This is a genomic window from Paenacidovorax caeni (genome assembly GCF_001298675.1).
Lineage (GTDB): Bacteria > Pseudomonadota > Gammaproteobacteria > Burkholderiales > Burkholderiaceae_C > Paenacidovorax > Paenacidovorax caeni.
This window is the reverse complement of sequence record NZ_CYIG01000025.1, coordinates 34,795-50,118: the sequence shown is the minus strand read 5'-3', so window position 1 is coordinate 50,118 and position 15,324 is coordinate 34,795. Positions and strand designations below refer to the sequence as shown.

The 15,324-nt window shown below is 66.7% G+C and carries 10 protein-coding genes and 1 pseudogene; 8 read left to right on the top strand and 3 right to left on the bottom strand.

Annotated elements, in window-relative coordinates; translation table 11 throughout:
* Positions 1 to 149 precede the first annotated feature (149 nt).
* Both xdhB and xdhA read right to left on the bottom strand, forming a co-directional pair.
* A complete protein-coding gene (gene xdhB / locus BN2503_RS11630) occupies positions 150 to 2,444 on the bottom strand; it encodes a xanthine dehydrogenase molybdopterin binding subunit (protein WP_175537960.1) in 2,295 nt (764 codons plus the stop codon).
* A gap of 47 nt (positions 2,445 to 2,491) precedes the next feature.
* Positions 2,492 to 3,973, bottom strand: coding sequence for a xanthine dehydrogenase small subunit (gene xdhA, locus BN2503_RS11625; RefSeq protein WP_054256826.1), 1,482 nt, complete (start codon positions 3,971 to 3,973; stop codon positions 2,492 to 2,494).
* Between the two features lie 219 nt (positions 3,974 to 4,192).
* Here xdhA and BN2503_RS11620 point away from each other — a divergent pair, with 219 nt between their 5' ends.
* The 7 genes and pseudogenes from BN2503_RS11620 to BN2503_RS11590 all read left to right on the top strand — a co-directional run bounded on the left by BN2503_RS11620 (position 4,193) and on the right by BN2503_RS11590 (position 13,934).
* Positions 4,193 to 5,809: an ABC transporter ATP-binding protein gene (locus BN2503_RS11620; protein ID WP_054256825.1), complete on the top strand. Its 1,617-nt coding sequence runs from the start codon at positions 4,193 to 4,195 to the stop codon at positions 5,807 to 5,809.
* Positions 5,796 to 6,869 carry an ABC transporter permease gene (locus BN2503_RS11615; RefSeq protein ID WP_054256824.1) on the top strand — a complete coding sequence of 358 codons (1,074 nt, stop codon included), beginning with the start codon at positions 5,796 to 5,798 and terminating at the stop codon, positions 6,867 to 6,869. Before BN2503_RS11620 ends, BN2503_RS11615 begins: the two co-directional genes overlap by 14 nt.
* Complete coding sequence (locus BN2503_RS11610) at positions 6,869 to 7,789, top strand: ABC transporter permease (protein ID WP_054256823.1); 921 nt, start codon at positions 6,869 to 6,871, stop codon at positions 7,787 to 7,789. Before BN2503_RS11615 ends, BN2503_RS11610 begins: the two co-directional genes overlap by 1 nt.
* A 35-nt stretch (positions 7,790 to 7,824) precedes the next feature.
* A pseudogene (locus BN2503_RS11605) lies at positions 7,825 to 8,977 on the top strand (BMP family ABC transporter substrate-binding protein).
* 91 nt (positions 8,978 to 9,068) lie between these two features.
* Entirely contained in the window at positions 9,069 to 10,226 is a 1,158-nt protein-coding gene (locus BN2503_RS11600) for a BMP family ABC transporter substrate-binding protein (protein ID WP_054256822.1), read from the top strand.
* A gap of 136 nt (positions 10,227 to 10,362) precedes the next feature.
* Positions 10,363 to 12,783: a penicillin acylase family protein gene (locus tag BN2503_RS11595; RefSeq protein WP_054256821.1), complete on the top strand. Its 2,421-nt coding sequence runs from the start codon at positions 10,363 to 10,365 to the stop codon at positions 12,781 to 12,783.
* A gap of 98 nt (positions 12,784 to 12,881) precedes the next feature.
* A complete protein-coding gene (locus BN2503_RS11590; protein ID WP_054256820.1) occupies positions 12,882 to 13,934 on the top strand; it encodes an adenosine deaminase in 1,053 nt (350 codons plus the stop codon).
* A 296-nt stretch (positions 13,935 to 14,230) separates the two neighbouring features.
* Here the strand turns inward: BN2503_RS11590 and BN2503_RS11585 are convergent, their stop codons facing one another.
* Positions 14,231 to 14,683, bottom strand: a complete 453-nt coding sequence (locus tag BN2503_RS11585) for a hypothetical protein (RefSeq protein WP_054256819.1) — start codon at positions 14,681 to 14,683, stop codon at positions 14,231 to 14,233.
* A gap of 194 nt (positions 14,684 to 14,877) precedes the next feature.
* Here BN2503_RS11585 and BN2503_RS11580 point away from each other — a divergent pair, with 194 nt between their 5' ends.
* A complete protein-coding gene (locus BN2503_RS11580; protein WP_054256818.1) occupies positions 14,878 to 15,285 on the top strand; it encodes a hypothetical protein in 408 nt (135 codons plus the stop codon).
* The last annotated feature ends 39 nt before the right edge of the window (positions 15,286 to 15,324 follow it).

The window sequence follows — 15,324 nt, the reverse complement described above, 5'->3', positions numbered from 1 at the left end:
GACCTGGTTCATCTCTTCAAGGAAGACCTCTTTGCGGGTTTTCTTGGGCAGGGGGTCAAGGCCAAGCGTGATCTGATCCATGTCCGTGATCGTCGGTCCTCATCAGGCTCTGCGCCAGTCGGAATGACCAGGGGTTTTGCAGACCTTCCTTAACCTCCTTCGCGCCCCGCAGCGGTGTCGAGCCGGCCGAGGGCGCGCAGCAGGTTCTCGGCCGTGGCGGGCGCCGTGAGGTGTACGCAGGCACCGTCGGCGCGCGTGGCGGCCACAGCGTCGCGCAGGGCCTCGTACACGGCCACGGCGAGCATGAAGGGCGGTTCGCCCACGGCCTTGCTGCCGCCCACGTTGTCCTCGCGGTTGGCTTCGGGCCACAGCGCGACGCGAAAGCGTGCCGGCACGTCGCCCGTGGCCGGGATCTTGTAGGTGCTGGGCGCGTGGGTGGCGAGCTGCCCCTGTTCGTTCCACACCAGCTGCTCGGTGGTGAGCCAGCCCATGCCCTGGATGAAGCCGCCTTCGATCTGGCCGATGTCGATGGCCGGGTTGATGCTCTGGCCCACGTCGTGCAGGATGTCCACGGCCAGCACCCGGCTCTCGCCGGTCAGTGTGTCCAGCGCGACCTCGCAGCAGGCCGCGCCGTAGGCGAAGTAGTAGAACGGCCGGCCCGTCAGGGTGGTCTTGTCGTAGTGGATCTTGGGCGTGCGGTAGAAGCCGTCGCTCCACAGCTGGATGCGGTTGGCGTAGGCCTGCTGCACCACGTCGCTCCACGCGCGCACCGCCTTGGGCGAGATGACCTGCCCACCCTGGAACTGGATCTCTCCTGCGCCACAGCCGTCCAGCCCACACACGAAGGCGGCCAGGTTGGCACGCACGTTGCGCGCCGCGAACTGCGCCGCGCGGCCGTTCAGGTCGGTGCCGGCGCTGGCGGCCGTGGCGCTGGCGTTGGGCACCTTGCTGGTGTCGCTGGCGGTCACGAGCACGCGCGCCAGCGGCACGCCCAGTTCGTCGGCCACGATCTGCGCCACCTTGGTGTGCAGGCCCTGGCCCATCTCAATGCCGCCATGGTTCACCTGTACGCTGCCGTCGGTATAGACATGCACCAGCGCGCCCGCCTGGTTGAACAGCGTGGCGGTGAAGCTGATGCCGAACTTCACCGGCGTGATGGCGATGCCGCGCTTCAGGACGGTATTGCGCGCGTTCCAGGCCGAAATGGCCTCTTTGCGTTGCCTGTACTGCGCTGACAGCTCCAGTTTTGGTAGCAAATCGTGCAGGATGTTGTCTTCTACCGGCATCTGGTAGTGGGTGATGTTGCGCTCGCCCAGGCCATAGAGGTTGGCCATGCGCACGTCCAGCGCGTCGCGGCCCAGGGCGCGCGCGATGTCGCCCAGGATGGTCTCGATGGCGATCACTCCCTGTGGCCCGCCAAAGCCGCGGAACGCCGTGTGGCTTTGCGTGTTCGTCTTGCAGCGGTACGAGGCGATTTCCACGTCCTGCAGAAAATAGGCGTTGTCACAGTGGAACACCGCGCGGTCGGCCACCGGGCCTGACAGGTCGGCGCTGAAGCCGCAGTTGGCCGCCATGCGCAGCTTCAGGCCCTGGATGCGGCCCGCGTCGTCGAAGCCCACCTCCCAGTCGTAGGCGAAGGGGTGGCGCTTGCCGGTGATGAGGAAGTCGTCGTCGCGATCCAGGCGCAGCTTGACCGGGCGGCCAACCTTGCGCGCCGCCACGGCGGCCCACACGGCCAGGTGGCCGGCCTGCGTCTCCTTGCCGCCGAAGCCGCCGCCCATGCGGCGGCATTCCACGCGCACGGCGTGGTTGTCCACGGCCAGCGCGTGCGCTACCCAGTGCTGTACCTCGCCCGGGTGCTGGGTGCTGGAGTGGATGAGCCACTGCCCCTGCTCCTGCGGCAGCGCGTAGGCGATCTGGCCCTCGAGGTAAAAATGCTCCTGCCCGCCCACCTCCAGCTGGCCGCGCAGGCGGTGCGGCGCGCGCGCCAGTGCCGCCGCCGCATCGCCGCGGCGCACGAAGACCGGGGGCAGCACGTAGTTCTGTTGCGCCAGCGCCTGCTGCACGTTCAGCACTGCGGGCAGCGGCGTGGTGTCGGCGCGCACCAGGCGCGCGGCGCGGCGCGCCTGCTCGACGCTGTCGGCCACCACCAGGCCGATGACCTGGCCGGCGTACTCCACACGGTCGATGGCGAACACCGGCTCGTCGTGGGCGAAGGCCGCGAGCAGCCTGTCGCCCGGAACGTCAGCCGCCAGCACCACGCTGCGTACCCCGGGCAACTGCAGCGCGGCGGAGGCGTCCACGCCGTGCAGGTGTCCATGGGCGATGCGCGAGAGGATGGGGGCCGCGTACAGCGTGCCGCGTACCTCGGGCAGGTCGTCGATGTAGCTGGCGTTGCCCGTTACCTGGGCGCGGGCACTCTCGTGCGGGTGCGGCTGGCCCATGGCGGGCTGGGGGTGTGCAGGGGCGGCCACGGGGGCGGGCGAGCGTGTCATGCGGCTTCCTCCTGCGGTGCGCAGTTCGCGAGCGAAAAATCCTCCAGCGAAACGGCCGTCTGGCCCTGGCTTTCGAGCCAGTAGCGTCGCATCAAGCCCGCCAGCACGGTGCGGCGGTAGGCGCCGCTGGCACGCATGTCGGAAATGGGTGTGAACTCGGCCTGCAATGCCTCGCCGGCGCGCTGGGCCAGGGCCTCGGTCCAGGGCTGGCCGGTCAGTAGCGCCTCGGTTTGGCGTGCCCGCGCGGGCGTGGCCGCCACGCCGCCCGCGCCGATGCTGGCGCGGCGCACCACGCCGTCGGCAATATCCAGGTGCAGGGCCAGGCACACGGCGGAGATGTCGTCGTCCCAGCGCTTGGACACCTTGTAGGCGCGCAACAGCCCCTCCGGGGCGGGGCGGGGCACCACGATGCGCACCAGCAACTCATCCGGCGCCAGAGCGGTCTGGCGGTAGCCGGTGTACAGGTCTTCGAGCGCCAGTGTGCGCTCGCCGCGCATGCTGGCCAGCACCACCTGGGCGCGCAGCGCGATCAGCAGCGGCATGGAGTCGCCGATGGGCGAACCGTTGGCTACGTTGCCGCCCAGCGTACCCGCGTTGCGCACCGGCAGGCCGGCGAAGCGCGCGGCGAAGCGCTGCAGCTGCGGCCACTGGCGCTGCAGTGCGGCAAAGGCATCAGTGAGGGTCACGGCGGCGCCGATGCGCAGTCCGGCGCCGTCTTCTTCAATGCGGCGCAGCTCGGCCGCGCGTGTCACGTCCAGCACTTGGGCGAACTGGCGGTGCTGCTTGGTGATCCACAGCCCCACGTCGGTGGCGCCGGCCACCACCTGGGCCTGGGGGTAGGCGGCGCGCGCGGCCAGCAGCTCGGCCTGGGTGGTTGGGGCGATATAGATCCAATCGGCCTCCGGGCTTACGGAGGCAAGCGCTGCAAGCTCTAATTTTTGTAGCAATTCGGCTTCGTCTACCTGCACCGGGGGCAGGCTGCCCATCTGCTGGGCGGCGTCGAGGATGGGGCGGTAGCCCGTGCAGCGGCACAGGTTGCCCGAGAGGGCTTCCTGCGCCAGCGCGCGGCTGACCGGGCGGCCCTGGCAGACGTTGTTCTGGTACAGGGCAAACATACTCATCGCAAAGCCGGGCGTGCAAAAACCACACTGGCTGCCGTGGCACTGCAGCAGCGCCTGCTGCGCGGGGTGCAGCGTGCCGTCGGCCTGTGCCAAGTCCTGCACCGTCCACAGCGCCATGCCGTTGAGGGAGTGCGCCAGGCGGATGCAGGCATTCACTGCCTGGTAGCGCACGCGGCCATGCACGGCGTCGCCCAGCACCACGGTGCAGGCACCGCAGTCGCCTTCGCCGCAGCCTTCCTTGGTGCCAGTCAGGCCGAGGTCTTCGCGCAGCAGTTCCAGCAGTGTGCGGTCAGGCGGAACGTGGGAAAGCGTGACCAGCTGGCCTCGGTGCACGAACGTCAGGGGGCGGGAATTCATGGGGCAGCGGCAGAGTACGGGACAGGCCTCTACCTTATGACAAAAAATGCCGCTGTGTCATGCGCGCGCAAAACTGCGGTGCTTGGTGTGGTTTGCGCGCACATGCACGCCCCTGGCTGTTGCGTTACTACCAAAAGCATAGCTGCTGGCGCGCATGGGACAAGCGTCTGGCCTCTTTGCGGCATATGGCCGGTGACAATTTGAGAGACAATCCGCCCCATGCATTCCCCCGACGCTCCCCTTGCCAGCGGCGCCGCGCCGCCCCCGTTGCGGCTGCAACTGGCCGGCATCACCAAGCGCTACCCGTCCGTGGTGGCGAACAGTGGCGTGTCCCTGGCGGTGCGCCCGGGCGAAATCCATGCCGTGCTGGGCGAGAATGGCGCGGGCAAGTCCACGCTGATGAAGATCATCTACGGCGCCGTCAAGCCTGACGAAGGGACGGTGCGGGTGGATGGGCGCGTGGTGCACATCCGCAACCCGCAGGAGGCGCGGCAGCTGGGCATTGCCATGGTGTTCCAGCACTTCAGCCTGTTCGACACGCTCTCCGTGGCCGAAAACGTCTGGCTGGGCCTGGACAAGACCCAGTCGCTGGCCGAGGTGACGCAGCGCATCACTGCGAAGGCGGCCGAGTACGGCCTCGAAATCGACCCGTTGCGCCCGGTGCACACGCTGAGCGTGGGCGAGATGCAGCGCGTAGAGATCATCCGCGCGCTGCTGACCAACCCGCGCCTGCTGATCCTTGACGAGCCCACCTCGGTGCTGACGCCGCAGGCGGTGGAAAAGCTTTTCGTGGTGCTGCGCAAGCTGGCAGGCGAGGGCTGCAGCATTCTTTACATCAGCCACAAGCTGCACGAGATCCGCGCGCTGTGTACCGCCTGCACCGTGATGCGGGCGGGCCAGGTCACGGGGGTCTGCGATCCGCGCGAGGAATCGAACGCTTCGCTGTCGCGCCTGATGATCGGTGCCGAGCCGCCAGCGCTGGACTATCGCGCGGCGCAGGCCGGTGCACCAGTGTTGAGCGTCGAGGGGTTGACACTGCCACGCGGCGATGCCTTCGGCGTCGATCTGATCGACCTGCAGTTCGAAGTTCGCGCAGGCGAGGTGGTGGGCATTGCCGGGGTCTCGGGCAACGGGCAGCGGGAGCTGCTGTACGCGCTGTCGGGCGAAGACCAGCGCGCGCAGCCTGCCATGGTGCAAATCAGTGGCCCGCGCGGCATGGTGCCCAGCGGGCGCATGAACCCGCGCCAGCGGCGCGCACTCGGTCTGCACTTCGTGCCTGAAGAGCGTCTGGGCCGCGGCGCCGTGCCCGGTATGGGGCTGGCGCACAACCTGCTCTTGACCCGTGGCAACGCGCTGGGCGCGGGCGGATGGATCCGCATGCGCCAGTTGCGCGCCCAGGCCAGCGACATCATTGCGCGCTTCGGCGTCAAGGCCGGTGGGCCGGACGCCACGGCGCAGTCGCTGTCGGGGGGCAACCTGCAGAAATTCATCGTGGGCCGCGAGATTGATGCCGGCCCGCGCCTGCTCATCGTCTCGCAGCCCACCTGGGGTGTGGATGTGGGCGCCGCCGCACAAATACGCGGCGCCATCCTGGCATTGCGCGACGCGGGCTGCGCGGTGCTGGTGTTGAGCGAGGAGCTGGACGAATTGTTTGAAATCTGTGACCGCCTGCACGTGCTGGCCAAGGGCCACCTCTCGCCTTCCGTGGCGCGGGCCGAGGCCACGGTGGAGCGCATCGGCGAATGGATGAGCGGCCTGTGGCACGCCGAGGTGCAGGAGCACCTGGCCCACATGGCCGAACACGATGCGCAGGAGGCCCGCCATGTTCAAGCTTGAGGCGCGTCCCCAGGCGTCGCGCCTGTGGTCGTATGGCTCGCCGGTGCTGGCGCTGGCCATCACGGTGGTGATCGGCGTGGCGCTGTTTGCGCTGCTCGGCAAGGACCCGGTGCGCGGGCTGCAGGTGTTCTTCTGGGAGCCCATCAGAACCCCGTACGCATTGGGCGAGCTGGCCGTCAAGGCCACGCCGCTGCTGCTGATTGCGCTGGGGCTGGCGGTGTGCTTTCGCTCCAACGTGTGGAACATTGGTGCCGAAGGGCAATTCGTCATCGGCGCCGTGGCGGCCGGCGGCGTGGCGCTGCTGGCCGACAAAACCACGGGGCCGTGGATCGTGCCTGCCATCCTGCTCGCGGGCATCCTTGGCGGCATGGTCTGGGCGGGCATCACGGCGCTGCTGCGCGACCGCTTCAACGCCAACGAGATCCTGGTCAGCCTGATGCTGGTCTACGTGGCCACGCTGGTGCTGGGCTACCTGGTTTACGGGCCGTGGAAAGACCCCATGGGTTTCAACTTCCCGCAGACCAAGATGTTCGAGCGCGTGACGCAGATGCCCCGTCTGTTCTCCGGCTCGCGTGTCACCATCGGCCTGCCACTGGCGCTGGCGGGGGCGCTGGCGTTGTGGGTGTTCCTGTTCCGCACGCGTGCCGGTTTTGCCCTGCAGGTCGGCGGCTTGGCGCCTGCGGCGGCACGCTACGCGGGCTTTTCCAGCCGCACGGCACTGTGGAGCGCGCTGCTCATCTCCGGCGCCGCCGCGGGCCTGGCGGGCGCGCTGGAGGTTGCCGGCCCCATTGGCCAGCTCACACCCTACGTGCCGGCCGGCTACGGCTTCGCGGCCATCATCGTGGCCTTTGTCGGGCGGCTGCATCCGGTGGGCATGGTGCTGTCGGCGATCCTCATGAGCATGTTCTATATCGGTGGCGAGTTGGCGCAGTCGCGCCTGGGGTTGCCCAAGTCGCTCACGGGCGTGTTCCAGGGGCTGCTGCTGTTCACGCTGCTGGCGTGCGACACCCTGGTGGCGTACCGGGTGCGCTGGGCACGGCCGTCCAAGGGGGGTAGGTAATGGAATCGTATGCACTGCTGATCGGCTCTACCCTCAGCGCGGGCACGGTGATTGCGCTGGCAGCGCTGGGCCTGCTGGTCAACGAAAAGGCGGGCATCGTCAACCTCGGAGCCGAGGGCATGATGCTGTGCGCTGCGCTGGCGGGCTTTGCCACGACCGTGGTCACGGGGAACGAATGGCTGGGCTTCGCGGCCGGGGCACTGGCAGGGGCGTTCCTGGCGGCGGTCTTCGGTGTCCTGGTGATCTGGCTCAACACCAACCAGTACGCCACCGGGCTGGCGCTTTCCCTGTTTGGCGTGGGCTTCTCGGCCTTCGCGGGCCAGAGTTTCGTGCAGGCCAAGCTGCCCGAGCTGGCGCAGGACGGCATTCCCTACCTGCGTGACATCCCTTTGATGGGGCCTGCGTTGTTTGATCATGACCCGTTGGTCTATGGCGCCATGGTCTTGGCCGTGGCGCTGATCTGGTTCCTGGACCGCACGCGCACCGGGCTGGTGCTGCGCGCGGTGGGGGAGTCGCCCCAGTCGGCGCATGCGCTGGGCTACCCGGTGCGCTGGATCCGTCTTGGAGCGGTTGTGTTCGGCGGTGCGCTGTGCGGACTGGCGGGCGCGTTCATCTCGCTGGAGTACACCCCGCTGTGGGTCGAAGGCATGGTGGCGGGGCGCGGCTGGATCGCGTTGGCGCTGACCACTTTTGCCACCTGGCGTCCCGCGCGCGTGCTGCTCGGTGCGTACCTGTTCGGCGGCGTGACCATGCTCCAATTCCATTTGCAGGCCACGGGCGTGCAGGTGGCAAGCCAATTGCTTTCCATGTTGCCGTATCTGGCGACCATCGTGGTGCTGGTCTTGATCTCGCGCAATCCAGTCTGGATCCGTGCGAACATGCCGGCTTCGCTCGGCAAGCCGTTTTACCCGGGTAGTTGAGTTTTTTCGTTATTTCCCTTCCCCGTATTTGCCCCATGAACCTTGTGAACAAACGCTCCCTGCTGAAAACAGCCGCGCTGTCGGCCCTCGCTCTTGCTGCCCTGGCGGGGTGCAGCAAGAAGGAAGAAGCCCCTGCAGCGGCGCCCGCACCGGCTGCGGCACCGGCGGCCGACAAGCTCAAGGTGGGGTTTGTTTACGTCAGTCCGATCGGCGACGGTGGCTGGACCTACCAGCACGAGCTGGGCCGTCGCGCGATCCAGGAGAAGTTTGGCGACAAGATCGAGAGCACGTTCGTCGAAAGCGTGCCCGAGAGCGCCGATGCCGAGCGTGTGCTGCGCGACATGGCGGGGCAGGGCACCAAATTGGTGTTCGCTACCAGCTTTGGCTACCAGGAATTCGTGCAGAAAGTGGCGCCCGACCTGAAAGACGTGAAGTTCGAGCACGCCACCGGCTACAAACAGGCCGAGAACGTTGCCACCTACGACACCAAGACCTTCGAGGGCGCCTACCTGGCCGGCATCGTGGCTGGCGGCATGAGCAAGACCAAAACGGTGGGTGTCGTGGCCTCGGTGCCGATCCCTGAAGTGGTGCGCAATATCAACAGTTTCGTGCTCGGTGCGCAGAGCGTGGACCCGGCGATCAAGGCCAAGGTGGTCTGGGTCAATGAATGGTTCAGCCCGCCCAAAGAGGCCGAGGCCGCTACCTCGCTGATCAACGGCGGTGTCGATGTGATGTACCAGAACACCAATTCTCCCTCGGTGCTCAAGACGGCCGAGGAGCGCGGTGTGCGTGCCTTCGGCAAGGATGGCGACATGAGCGCCTATGCGCCCAAAGCGCACCTGGGTTCTGCCGTGATCGATTGGGGCCCGTACTACACCAAGGTAGTGGGGGACACATTGGCCGGGCAATGGCAAGGCGGTGCCCACTGGTGGGGTGTGAAGGAAGGCGCCATCGACCTGCTGAAGATCGCCGACGACGTGCCGCAAGAGATCAAGGACCGCGTGGCCAAGGAAGGCCCGCGCAGGCTTGCAGGACGGCAGCTTCGCTGTCTGGACCGGCCCGATCAAGGACAACACGGGCAAGGAAGTCCTGGCCGCGGGCCAAGTGGGCGACCTGCCGTTTCTCACCAGCATCAACTTCTACGTTGCCGGCGTAGAGGGCAAGGTCCCCGGCACGGAAGGCAAGTAAAGGTTTCGTGCCACCCCAGGGCCGCTAGGCAATGAGCGGCTGTGGGCCATGGTGGCGCTCCGGTTGTTTTTTACCCCCTGAAGGAAAAGTCATGACGGATTTGCACAAGCGTTCCCTGTTCAAGCTGGCCGCGCTGTCGGCAGTGGCGGCTGCAGCCTTGGTGGGCTGCGGCAAGAAAGAAGAACCGGCGCCCGCGCCGGCCCCGGCTGCACCTGCGGCCGAGGCGCCCAAGCCCGAGCCCCTGAAGATTGGCTTTGCGTACGTCGGCCCGGTGGGCGACGGCGGCTGGTCCTACGCCCATGACCAGGCACGCAAGAAGCTGGAGGCCGAATTCGGCGACAAGATCCAGACCTCTTACGTGGAGAGCGTGCCCGAGGGCCCCGACGCCGAGCGCGTGCTGCGCGACATGGTCACCCAGGGCAACAAGGTGATCTTCGGCACCACCTTCGGCTACATGGACGTGATGCAGAAGCTGGGCGAGGAGTTCAAGGACGTGCGCTTCGAGCACGCCACGGGCTACAAGACCAGCGAAAACGTTCGCACCTACGACAGCCGAACCTACGAGGGCGCCTACCTCGCTGGCATCATCGCGGGCGCCATGACCAAGACCAACACCCTGGGCGTGGTCGGCTCGGTGCCTATTCCCGAGGTGCTGCGCAACATCAACAGCTTCACCCTGGGCGCGCAGAGCGTGAACCCCAAGATCAAGACCAAGGTGGTCTGGGTCAACGAGTGGTTCAGCCCGCCCAAGGAAACCGAGGCCGCCACTTCGCTGATCAACGGCGGTGCTGACGTGCTGTTCCAGAACACCGACTCCCCCGCCGTGCTCAAGACGGCCGAGGAAAAGGGCAAGCGCGCCTTCGGCTGGGATTCCGACATGACCGCCTACGGTCCCAAGGCGCATCTGGCCTCGGCTGTCATCAACTGGCTGCCTTACTACGCCAAGGCCACCAAGGATGTGCTGGACGGCACTTGGACCACGGGCCAGAGCTGGTGGGGCGTGAAGGAAGGCGCGATCGACCTGGTGTCCGTCGCCGAGGACGTGCCCGCCGAGGCCAAGGCCAAGGTCGATGCCGCCAAGGCAGGCCTGAAGGATGGCTCGTTCGTGATCTGGAAGGGCCCGATCGTGAACAACGCTGGCCAGACGGTGCTGGAAAAGGACGCCGTGGCCGACGACAAATTCCTCACCGGCATCAATTTCTACGTCAAGGGCGTGGAAGGCAAGGTGCCGGGCGGCGATGGCAAGTAAGCCGCACGCCGTGTTTTGGCACTGAAAAGGCCGCCCGAGGGCGGCCTTTTTTGTGGGCGCTGGCAGGCATGCTGGTTTGTCTGTACACTGTGCTCGCCCTGCGTGCCAGGGAACAACAACAGAAGGAGACAAACCTATGACGTACCACATTCCCCGTGGCCTGCGGCCGCTTTCTTTGCTCGCGCTCGCGGCGTTAGCCGCGTGCGGCGGCAGCGGCGACGATGACACCGCCGCTCGCTACAGCGCCGAGATCCGCCGCACCACCATGGGCGTGCCGCACATCAAGGCCAGCGACTGGGGCGGCCTGGGCTACGGCTACGGCTATGCACAGGCGCAGGACAACCTGTGCACCATGGCCGACTCGTTCCTGACCTACCGGGGGGAGCGCTCCAAGTACTTCGGTGCCGATGCGCTCGCGGTCTACAGCAGCACCATCGCGCGCCCGCGCAACATCGACTCCGACTTCTTCCACCGCCACCTCATCACGCAGGACGTGCTCGATGCCATGGTCGCCCAGCAAGGCGACAGCCTGCGCAAGCTGACGGCGGGCTTCGTGGCGGGCTACAACCGCTATGTGCGCGACAACCAGGCCAGCGGCAAGGCGCACGCTGCCTGTAGCGGCGAAGCCTGGGTGCGCCCCATCACCGAGCAGGACCTGCTGCGGCGCATGTATGTCGCCAACCTCGCGGCGGGCTACAGCAACTTCGTTGCGGCCATCGCCAATGCCGTGGCGCCGCAGGCCTCGGCCGCGAAGGCTGGGCAGGGCATGCAGGTGCCCGACCCCGCCAGCATCACTGCCCCAGCGCTCCAGGTGGGTGGCAGCGTCGGCATCGGCAGCAACATGTACGGCTTTGGCACGGCGGGCACGGGCGACGCCAGCCCGCTGCTGTTCGGCAATCCGCACTGGTACTGGAAGGGGCCCGACCGCTTTTACCAGGCGCATCTGACCATCCCGGGGGAGCTGAACGTCAGCGGTGCGTCGTTCCTCGGTCTGCCGATGGTGCAGATTGGCTTCAACGACAACGTGGCCTGGAGCCACACGGTTTCCACGGCGCGGCGCTTCGGCTTCTTCCAGCTCACGCTGGCGCCCAACGACCCGACCAGCTACCTGCTCGACGGCCAGGCCGTGAAGATGAAGGCCAACCCCATTACGGTGGAAGTGCGCCAGGCCTCGGGGGCCACCGCCATGGTGAGCCGCACGCTCTACAAGACCGAGTACGGGCCCATGGTCAACCTGGCCAGCATGAACCCAGCGCTGGGCTGGAACACCGCCTCGGCATTCGCCATGCGCGACATCAACGGCGAGAACTTCCGCAGCATGCGCAACTGGCTGCGCTGGAACCAGGCCAAGTCGCTTGACGAATTCATGCAGATCCAGAAAGAGGAAGCAGCCATTCCCTGGGTGAACACCGTGGCCGTCGGGCGCGGCGCTGCTCGCGCCTGGTATGCCGACATTGGTACCGTGCCGAATGCACCGCCCGACTTGCTGGCGGCCTGCACCACGCCTGTGGGTAAAGCCATGGCGGCGGCGTTGCCCGAGGTGCCTATCCTCGACGGCGCGCGCAGTGCGTGCCACTGGCGAACCGACGCCGATTCAGTGCAAAAGGGCGCCATTGGCGTGGCGCGCATGCCCAGCCTGCTGCGCGACGACTATGTTGGCAACATGAACGACAGCTACTGGCTGGCCAACGCCAGTGCGCCGCTCACCGGCTTTCCCAGCATCTTCGGCACCGCGGGTACGGCGGCGCAGTCCCTGCGTACGCGCCTGGGGCACACCATGGCGCTGGAGCGCCTGGCAGGTACCGACGGCTACCCAGGCAACAAGGCCACCAGCGAGGTCGTGCGCCAGATGGTGCTGAACAGCCGCGTGTTCAGCGCCGAGCGCTTCAAGGACCCGGCGCTCGATCTGGTGTGCACCGCGCCATCTGCCTCGCAGGACGTGGTGGCGGCCTGTGCCACGCTGCGTGCCTGGGACAACCGGGGGAGCACCAGTGCGCGCGGCTCGCATGTGTGGGACGAGTTCTGGAGCCGGGTGCAGGTGCCGGCGGCCCAGCTCTATGCCGTGCCGTTCGACCCAGCCGACCCGCTGAACACCCCGCGTGGCCTGCAGCCTGGCGCGGCCGATGCGCTGCGCCAGGCATTCGGCGCAGCGGTGCAAGCCGTAAAGGCTTCCGGCTTTGCGCTTGACGCGCCGCGTGGCGACGTGCTGTTCTCCGCGCGCGGCGGCGTCAAGACAGCTCTCTACGGCGGCTGCAGCGCCGTGGGCTACTTCACCATCAACTGTTCGGAAAACCCCATCGGCCAGGGCGGCTACAACATGGATGGCCAGCCACACGGCAACAGCTACAGCAACAGCTACATGCAGGTGGTGAACTTCCCGGCAGGCGGGGTGCAGGCCTACACCTTCCTGACCTTCTCGCTGTCGGATGACCCTGGCTCGGCCCACTATGCCGACTACACCCGGGCCTATGGCGCGCAGCAGTGGCTGCGGGTGCCCTTTGCCGAAGCCGAAATCACCGCCGACAAAAACTACCAGACGGTGACCGTGTCCGAGTGATCCGGCCTTGCGGCCGCGTGCGCCCTCGCCGTAAGGCCGGGGCGCATTTTTTTCGCCTGCTGGGCGCACAATGGCTGCGCCACTTCTGGAGATTGCCGATGTTCAAAGTTCCACCCGTCCCTGCGCAGCGTCTGCCCGCACTGTTGCGTGCCATGCCCAAGGCGGAGCTGCACATCCACATCGAAGGCTCGCTGGAGCCCGAGATGATCTTTGCCTTGGCCCAGCGCAATGGCGTGCAGTTGCCCTACGCCAGCGTTGAAGCGCTGCGCAGCGCCTACGCCTTCACCGACCTGCAGAGCTTTCTCGACATCTACTACGCCGGTGCCAGCGTGCTGTTGCATGAACAGGATTTTTACGATATGGGCCGCGCCTACCTTGCGCGAGCAGCTATGGATAACGTAGCGCACGCCGAGCTTTTCTTCGACCCGCAGACGCATACTGCGCGCGGCGTGGCCATGGAAACCGTGGTGGGCGGCCTGCACCGCGCCTGCGTGGAAGCGCGTGCCGAGCTGGGTATCTCCAGCGCGCTGATTTTGTGTTTTCTGCGCCATCTCAGCGAGGAAGACGCTTTTGCCACGCTGGAGCAGGCGCAGCCGTACCTGGACAAAATCATTGGCGTGGGCTTGGACAGCAGCGAGCGCGGCCACCCGCCGGAGAAGTTTGCGCGCGTGTTCGCACGTTGCCGCGCGCTGGGCCTGCACGCGGTCGCCCATGCGGGCGAGGAGGGGCCGCCCGCCTACATCTGGAGCGCGCTCGACGTGCTCAAGGCCGAGCGCATCGACCATGGCGTGCAGGCCGTGCACGACGCCCTGCTGATGCAGCGCCTGGCGCGCGAGCGCATTGCGCTCACCGTCTGCCCGCTGTCCAACCTCAAGCTGCGCGTATTCCCCAGCCTGGCGCAGCACAACCTGCGCCAGTTGCTCGACGCTGGGCTGGCCGCCACGGTGAATTCGGACGACCCAGCCTACTTTGGCGGTTACATCAATGAGAACTTCACCCAGGTTTTCGCCGCCACGGGCCTGACAGCGCGCCACGCCTACCAACTGGCTTGGAACAGCTTCGAGGCCAGCTTTGCCCCGGAAGCTGACAAGCGGCGCTGGGAACACCGCCTCAAGGAAGCGTTCGACCGCTGCTACGAGTACGACAGCTGAGGCGCAAGCGCCGGCTCCGTGGGGCGATGGGCTTCAGGCGCTGTGTTGCTTCATTTTTGATAGCTTCTGGCGCTTTCTGGGTAAGGGTTTGAGGCCCATTTATTGCCTTTTGATGTCGACCCGGGCGTAAGGTGCAAACCCCAGCGCATCACGTCGGCTGAAGGGCTCCCACGCGCCGCGATCGTGCGTCAGCCTTGAAGCCGTAGTAGGGCGCGCGCGCCATCGCTTTGGCAGATCGAGGTAAAAAAATGGCGGGCGCAATGCGCTCCGCCAAAGTACTCACCATCCCTTTTCTGTCATCTGTATTGCAAGGTGTAGACCATCTCCCGCCCGTTGCGGTCGGTATGGATCAGGCCGAACTCAGCATAGCTGGTGGCCGATGCCCCGTCCGGCTTGCCGCCGTAGGGGATGGTGGCCGTCTTGCCGTCCGCCGCCACCGTGCCTCCCATGGCAGCCGTGCGCACGGTGGTCGGGCCCGAGGCCCCTGCATCCCTGGGGCCCTGGCGGAACGAGTACACCGACGATCGCGCCATGGGCAGGCCGCCCGCCGGGGGCGTGGCCGTTTGCAGGGTGGCCGTGATCGTGCCGCCGTTTGTCTTGAAGGCGGCCGCGATGAGCGACTCGTCGGCCGGTGCGATGGTGCTGAACATCGGATACGACGCCGACAGCAACTGTGCGAACGGATACGGCGCGTTCCTGAGCGGCACCTTGTAGGTGGCCACGGGCGTCTTGCCTTGCTGCCCGTTCACCGTCTTCCAGCCATCGTCGGCGTACAGGTCAACATTGCGCTGGAGTCGGGCCCTGGGGCTGCTGGCGGCCGTACTGGGACTGTTGGGCGTGCGGCAGCGGTACCCAGCACGGGCGTAAATACCATGGCTTCAAGGCGGGTTTCGCGGTGCAATCGGTGCCGCGTGCAAGCATCCATTTTGGAAAGGACCGCAATATGCATACGTTTCCCCTCTCCCGGAGCGTCGGCAAGGCCTGGGCTCAGGCTGCCGGGCTGGCACTGGCCTTGTCGGCGGGGGCCGCGATAGCGCAGGACGCGCCGCCTGCTGCTGACGTGGCGTTGACGGCGCAGGAGTTCCAGGCGTTCGTGGCCAAGCCGTTTCGCTCGCAGACGTCTGCGGGCAAGGTGTACCACGTTGATCTGCAGCCCGGCGGCAAGGCTGTGATTTCCAACGACTACAACGATGTAGGCGTTTGGCGCAGCGATGGTGACAACGGCTACTGCACGCGCTGGAACAAGCAGCGTGCCGATGAGAAGTGCTACCGCGTGGTCAAGCGCGCAGGGCGCCATGCCGCGGTGGCCGCGGACGGTACGTTTGCTGCCTGGGTCGGGCCGTTGGAATAAGCGGCATCTGCTTTCGTTTTGATAGCTGCTGGCGCTTTC

Bases quoted from the DNA above. Each gene is read 5' to 3' on its own strand.
- xdhB (WP_175537960.1), bottom strand. From the start codon at position 2,444: ATGGGCCAGCCGCACCCGCACGAGAGTGCCCGCGCCCAGGTAACGGGC.
- xdhA (WP_054256826.1), bottom strand. From the start codon at position 3,973: ATGAATTCCCGCCCCCTGACGTTCGTGCACCGAGGCCAGCTGGTCACG.
- BN2503_RS11620 (WP_054256825.1), top strand. From the start codon at position 4,193: ATGCATTCCCCCGACGCTCCCCTTGCCAGCGGCGCCGCGCCGCCCCCG.
- BN2503_RS11615 (WP_054256824.1), top strand. From the start codon at position 5,796: ATGTTCAAGCTTGAGGCGCGTCCCCAGGCGTCGCGCCTGTGGTCGTAT.
- BN2503_RS11610 (WP_054256823.1), top strand. From the start codon at position 6,869: ATGGAATCGTATGCACTGCTGATCGGCTCTACCCTCAGCGCGGGCACG.
- BN2503_RS11600 (WP_054256822.1), top strand. From the start codon at position 9,069: ATGACGGATTTGCACAAGCGTTCCCTGTTCAAGCTGGCCGCGCTGTCG.
- BN2503_RS11595 (WP_054256821.1), top strand. From the start codon at position 10,363: ATGACGTACCACATTCCCCGTGGCCTGCGGCCGCTTTCTTTGCTCGCG.
- BN2503_RS11590 (WP_054256820.1), top strand. From the start codon at position 12,882: ATGTTCAAAGTTCCACCCGTCCCTGCGCAGCGTCTGCCCGCACTGTTG.
- BN2503_RS11580 (WP_054256818.1), top strand. From the start codon at position 14,878: ATGCATACGTTTCCCCTCTCCCGGAGCGTCGGCAAGGCCTGGGCTCAG.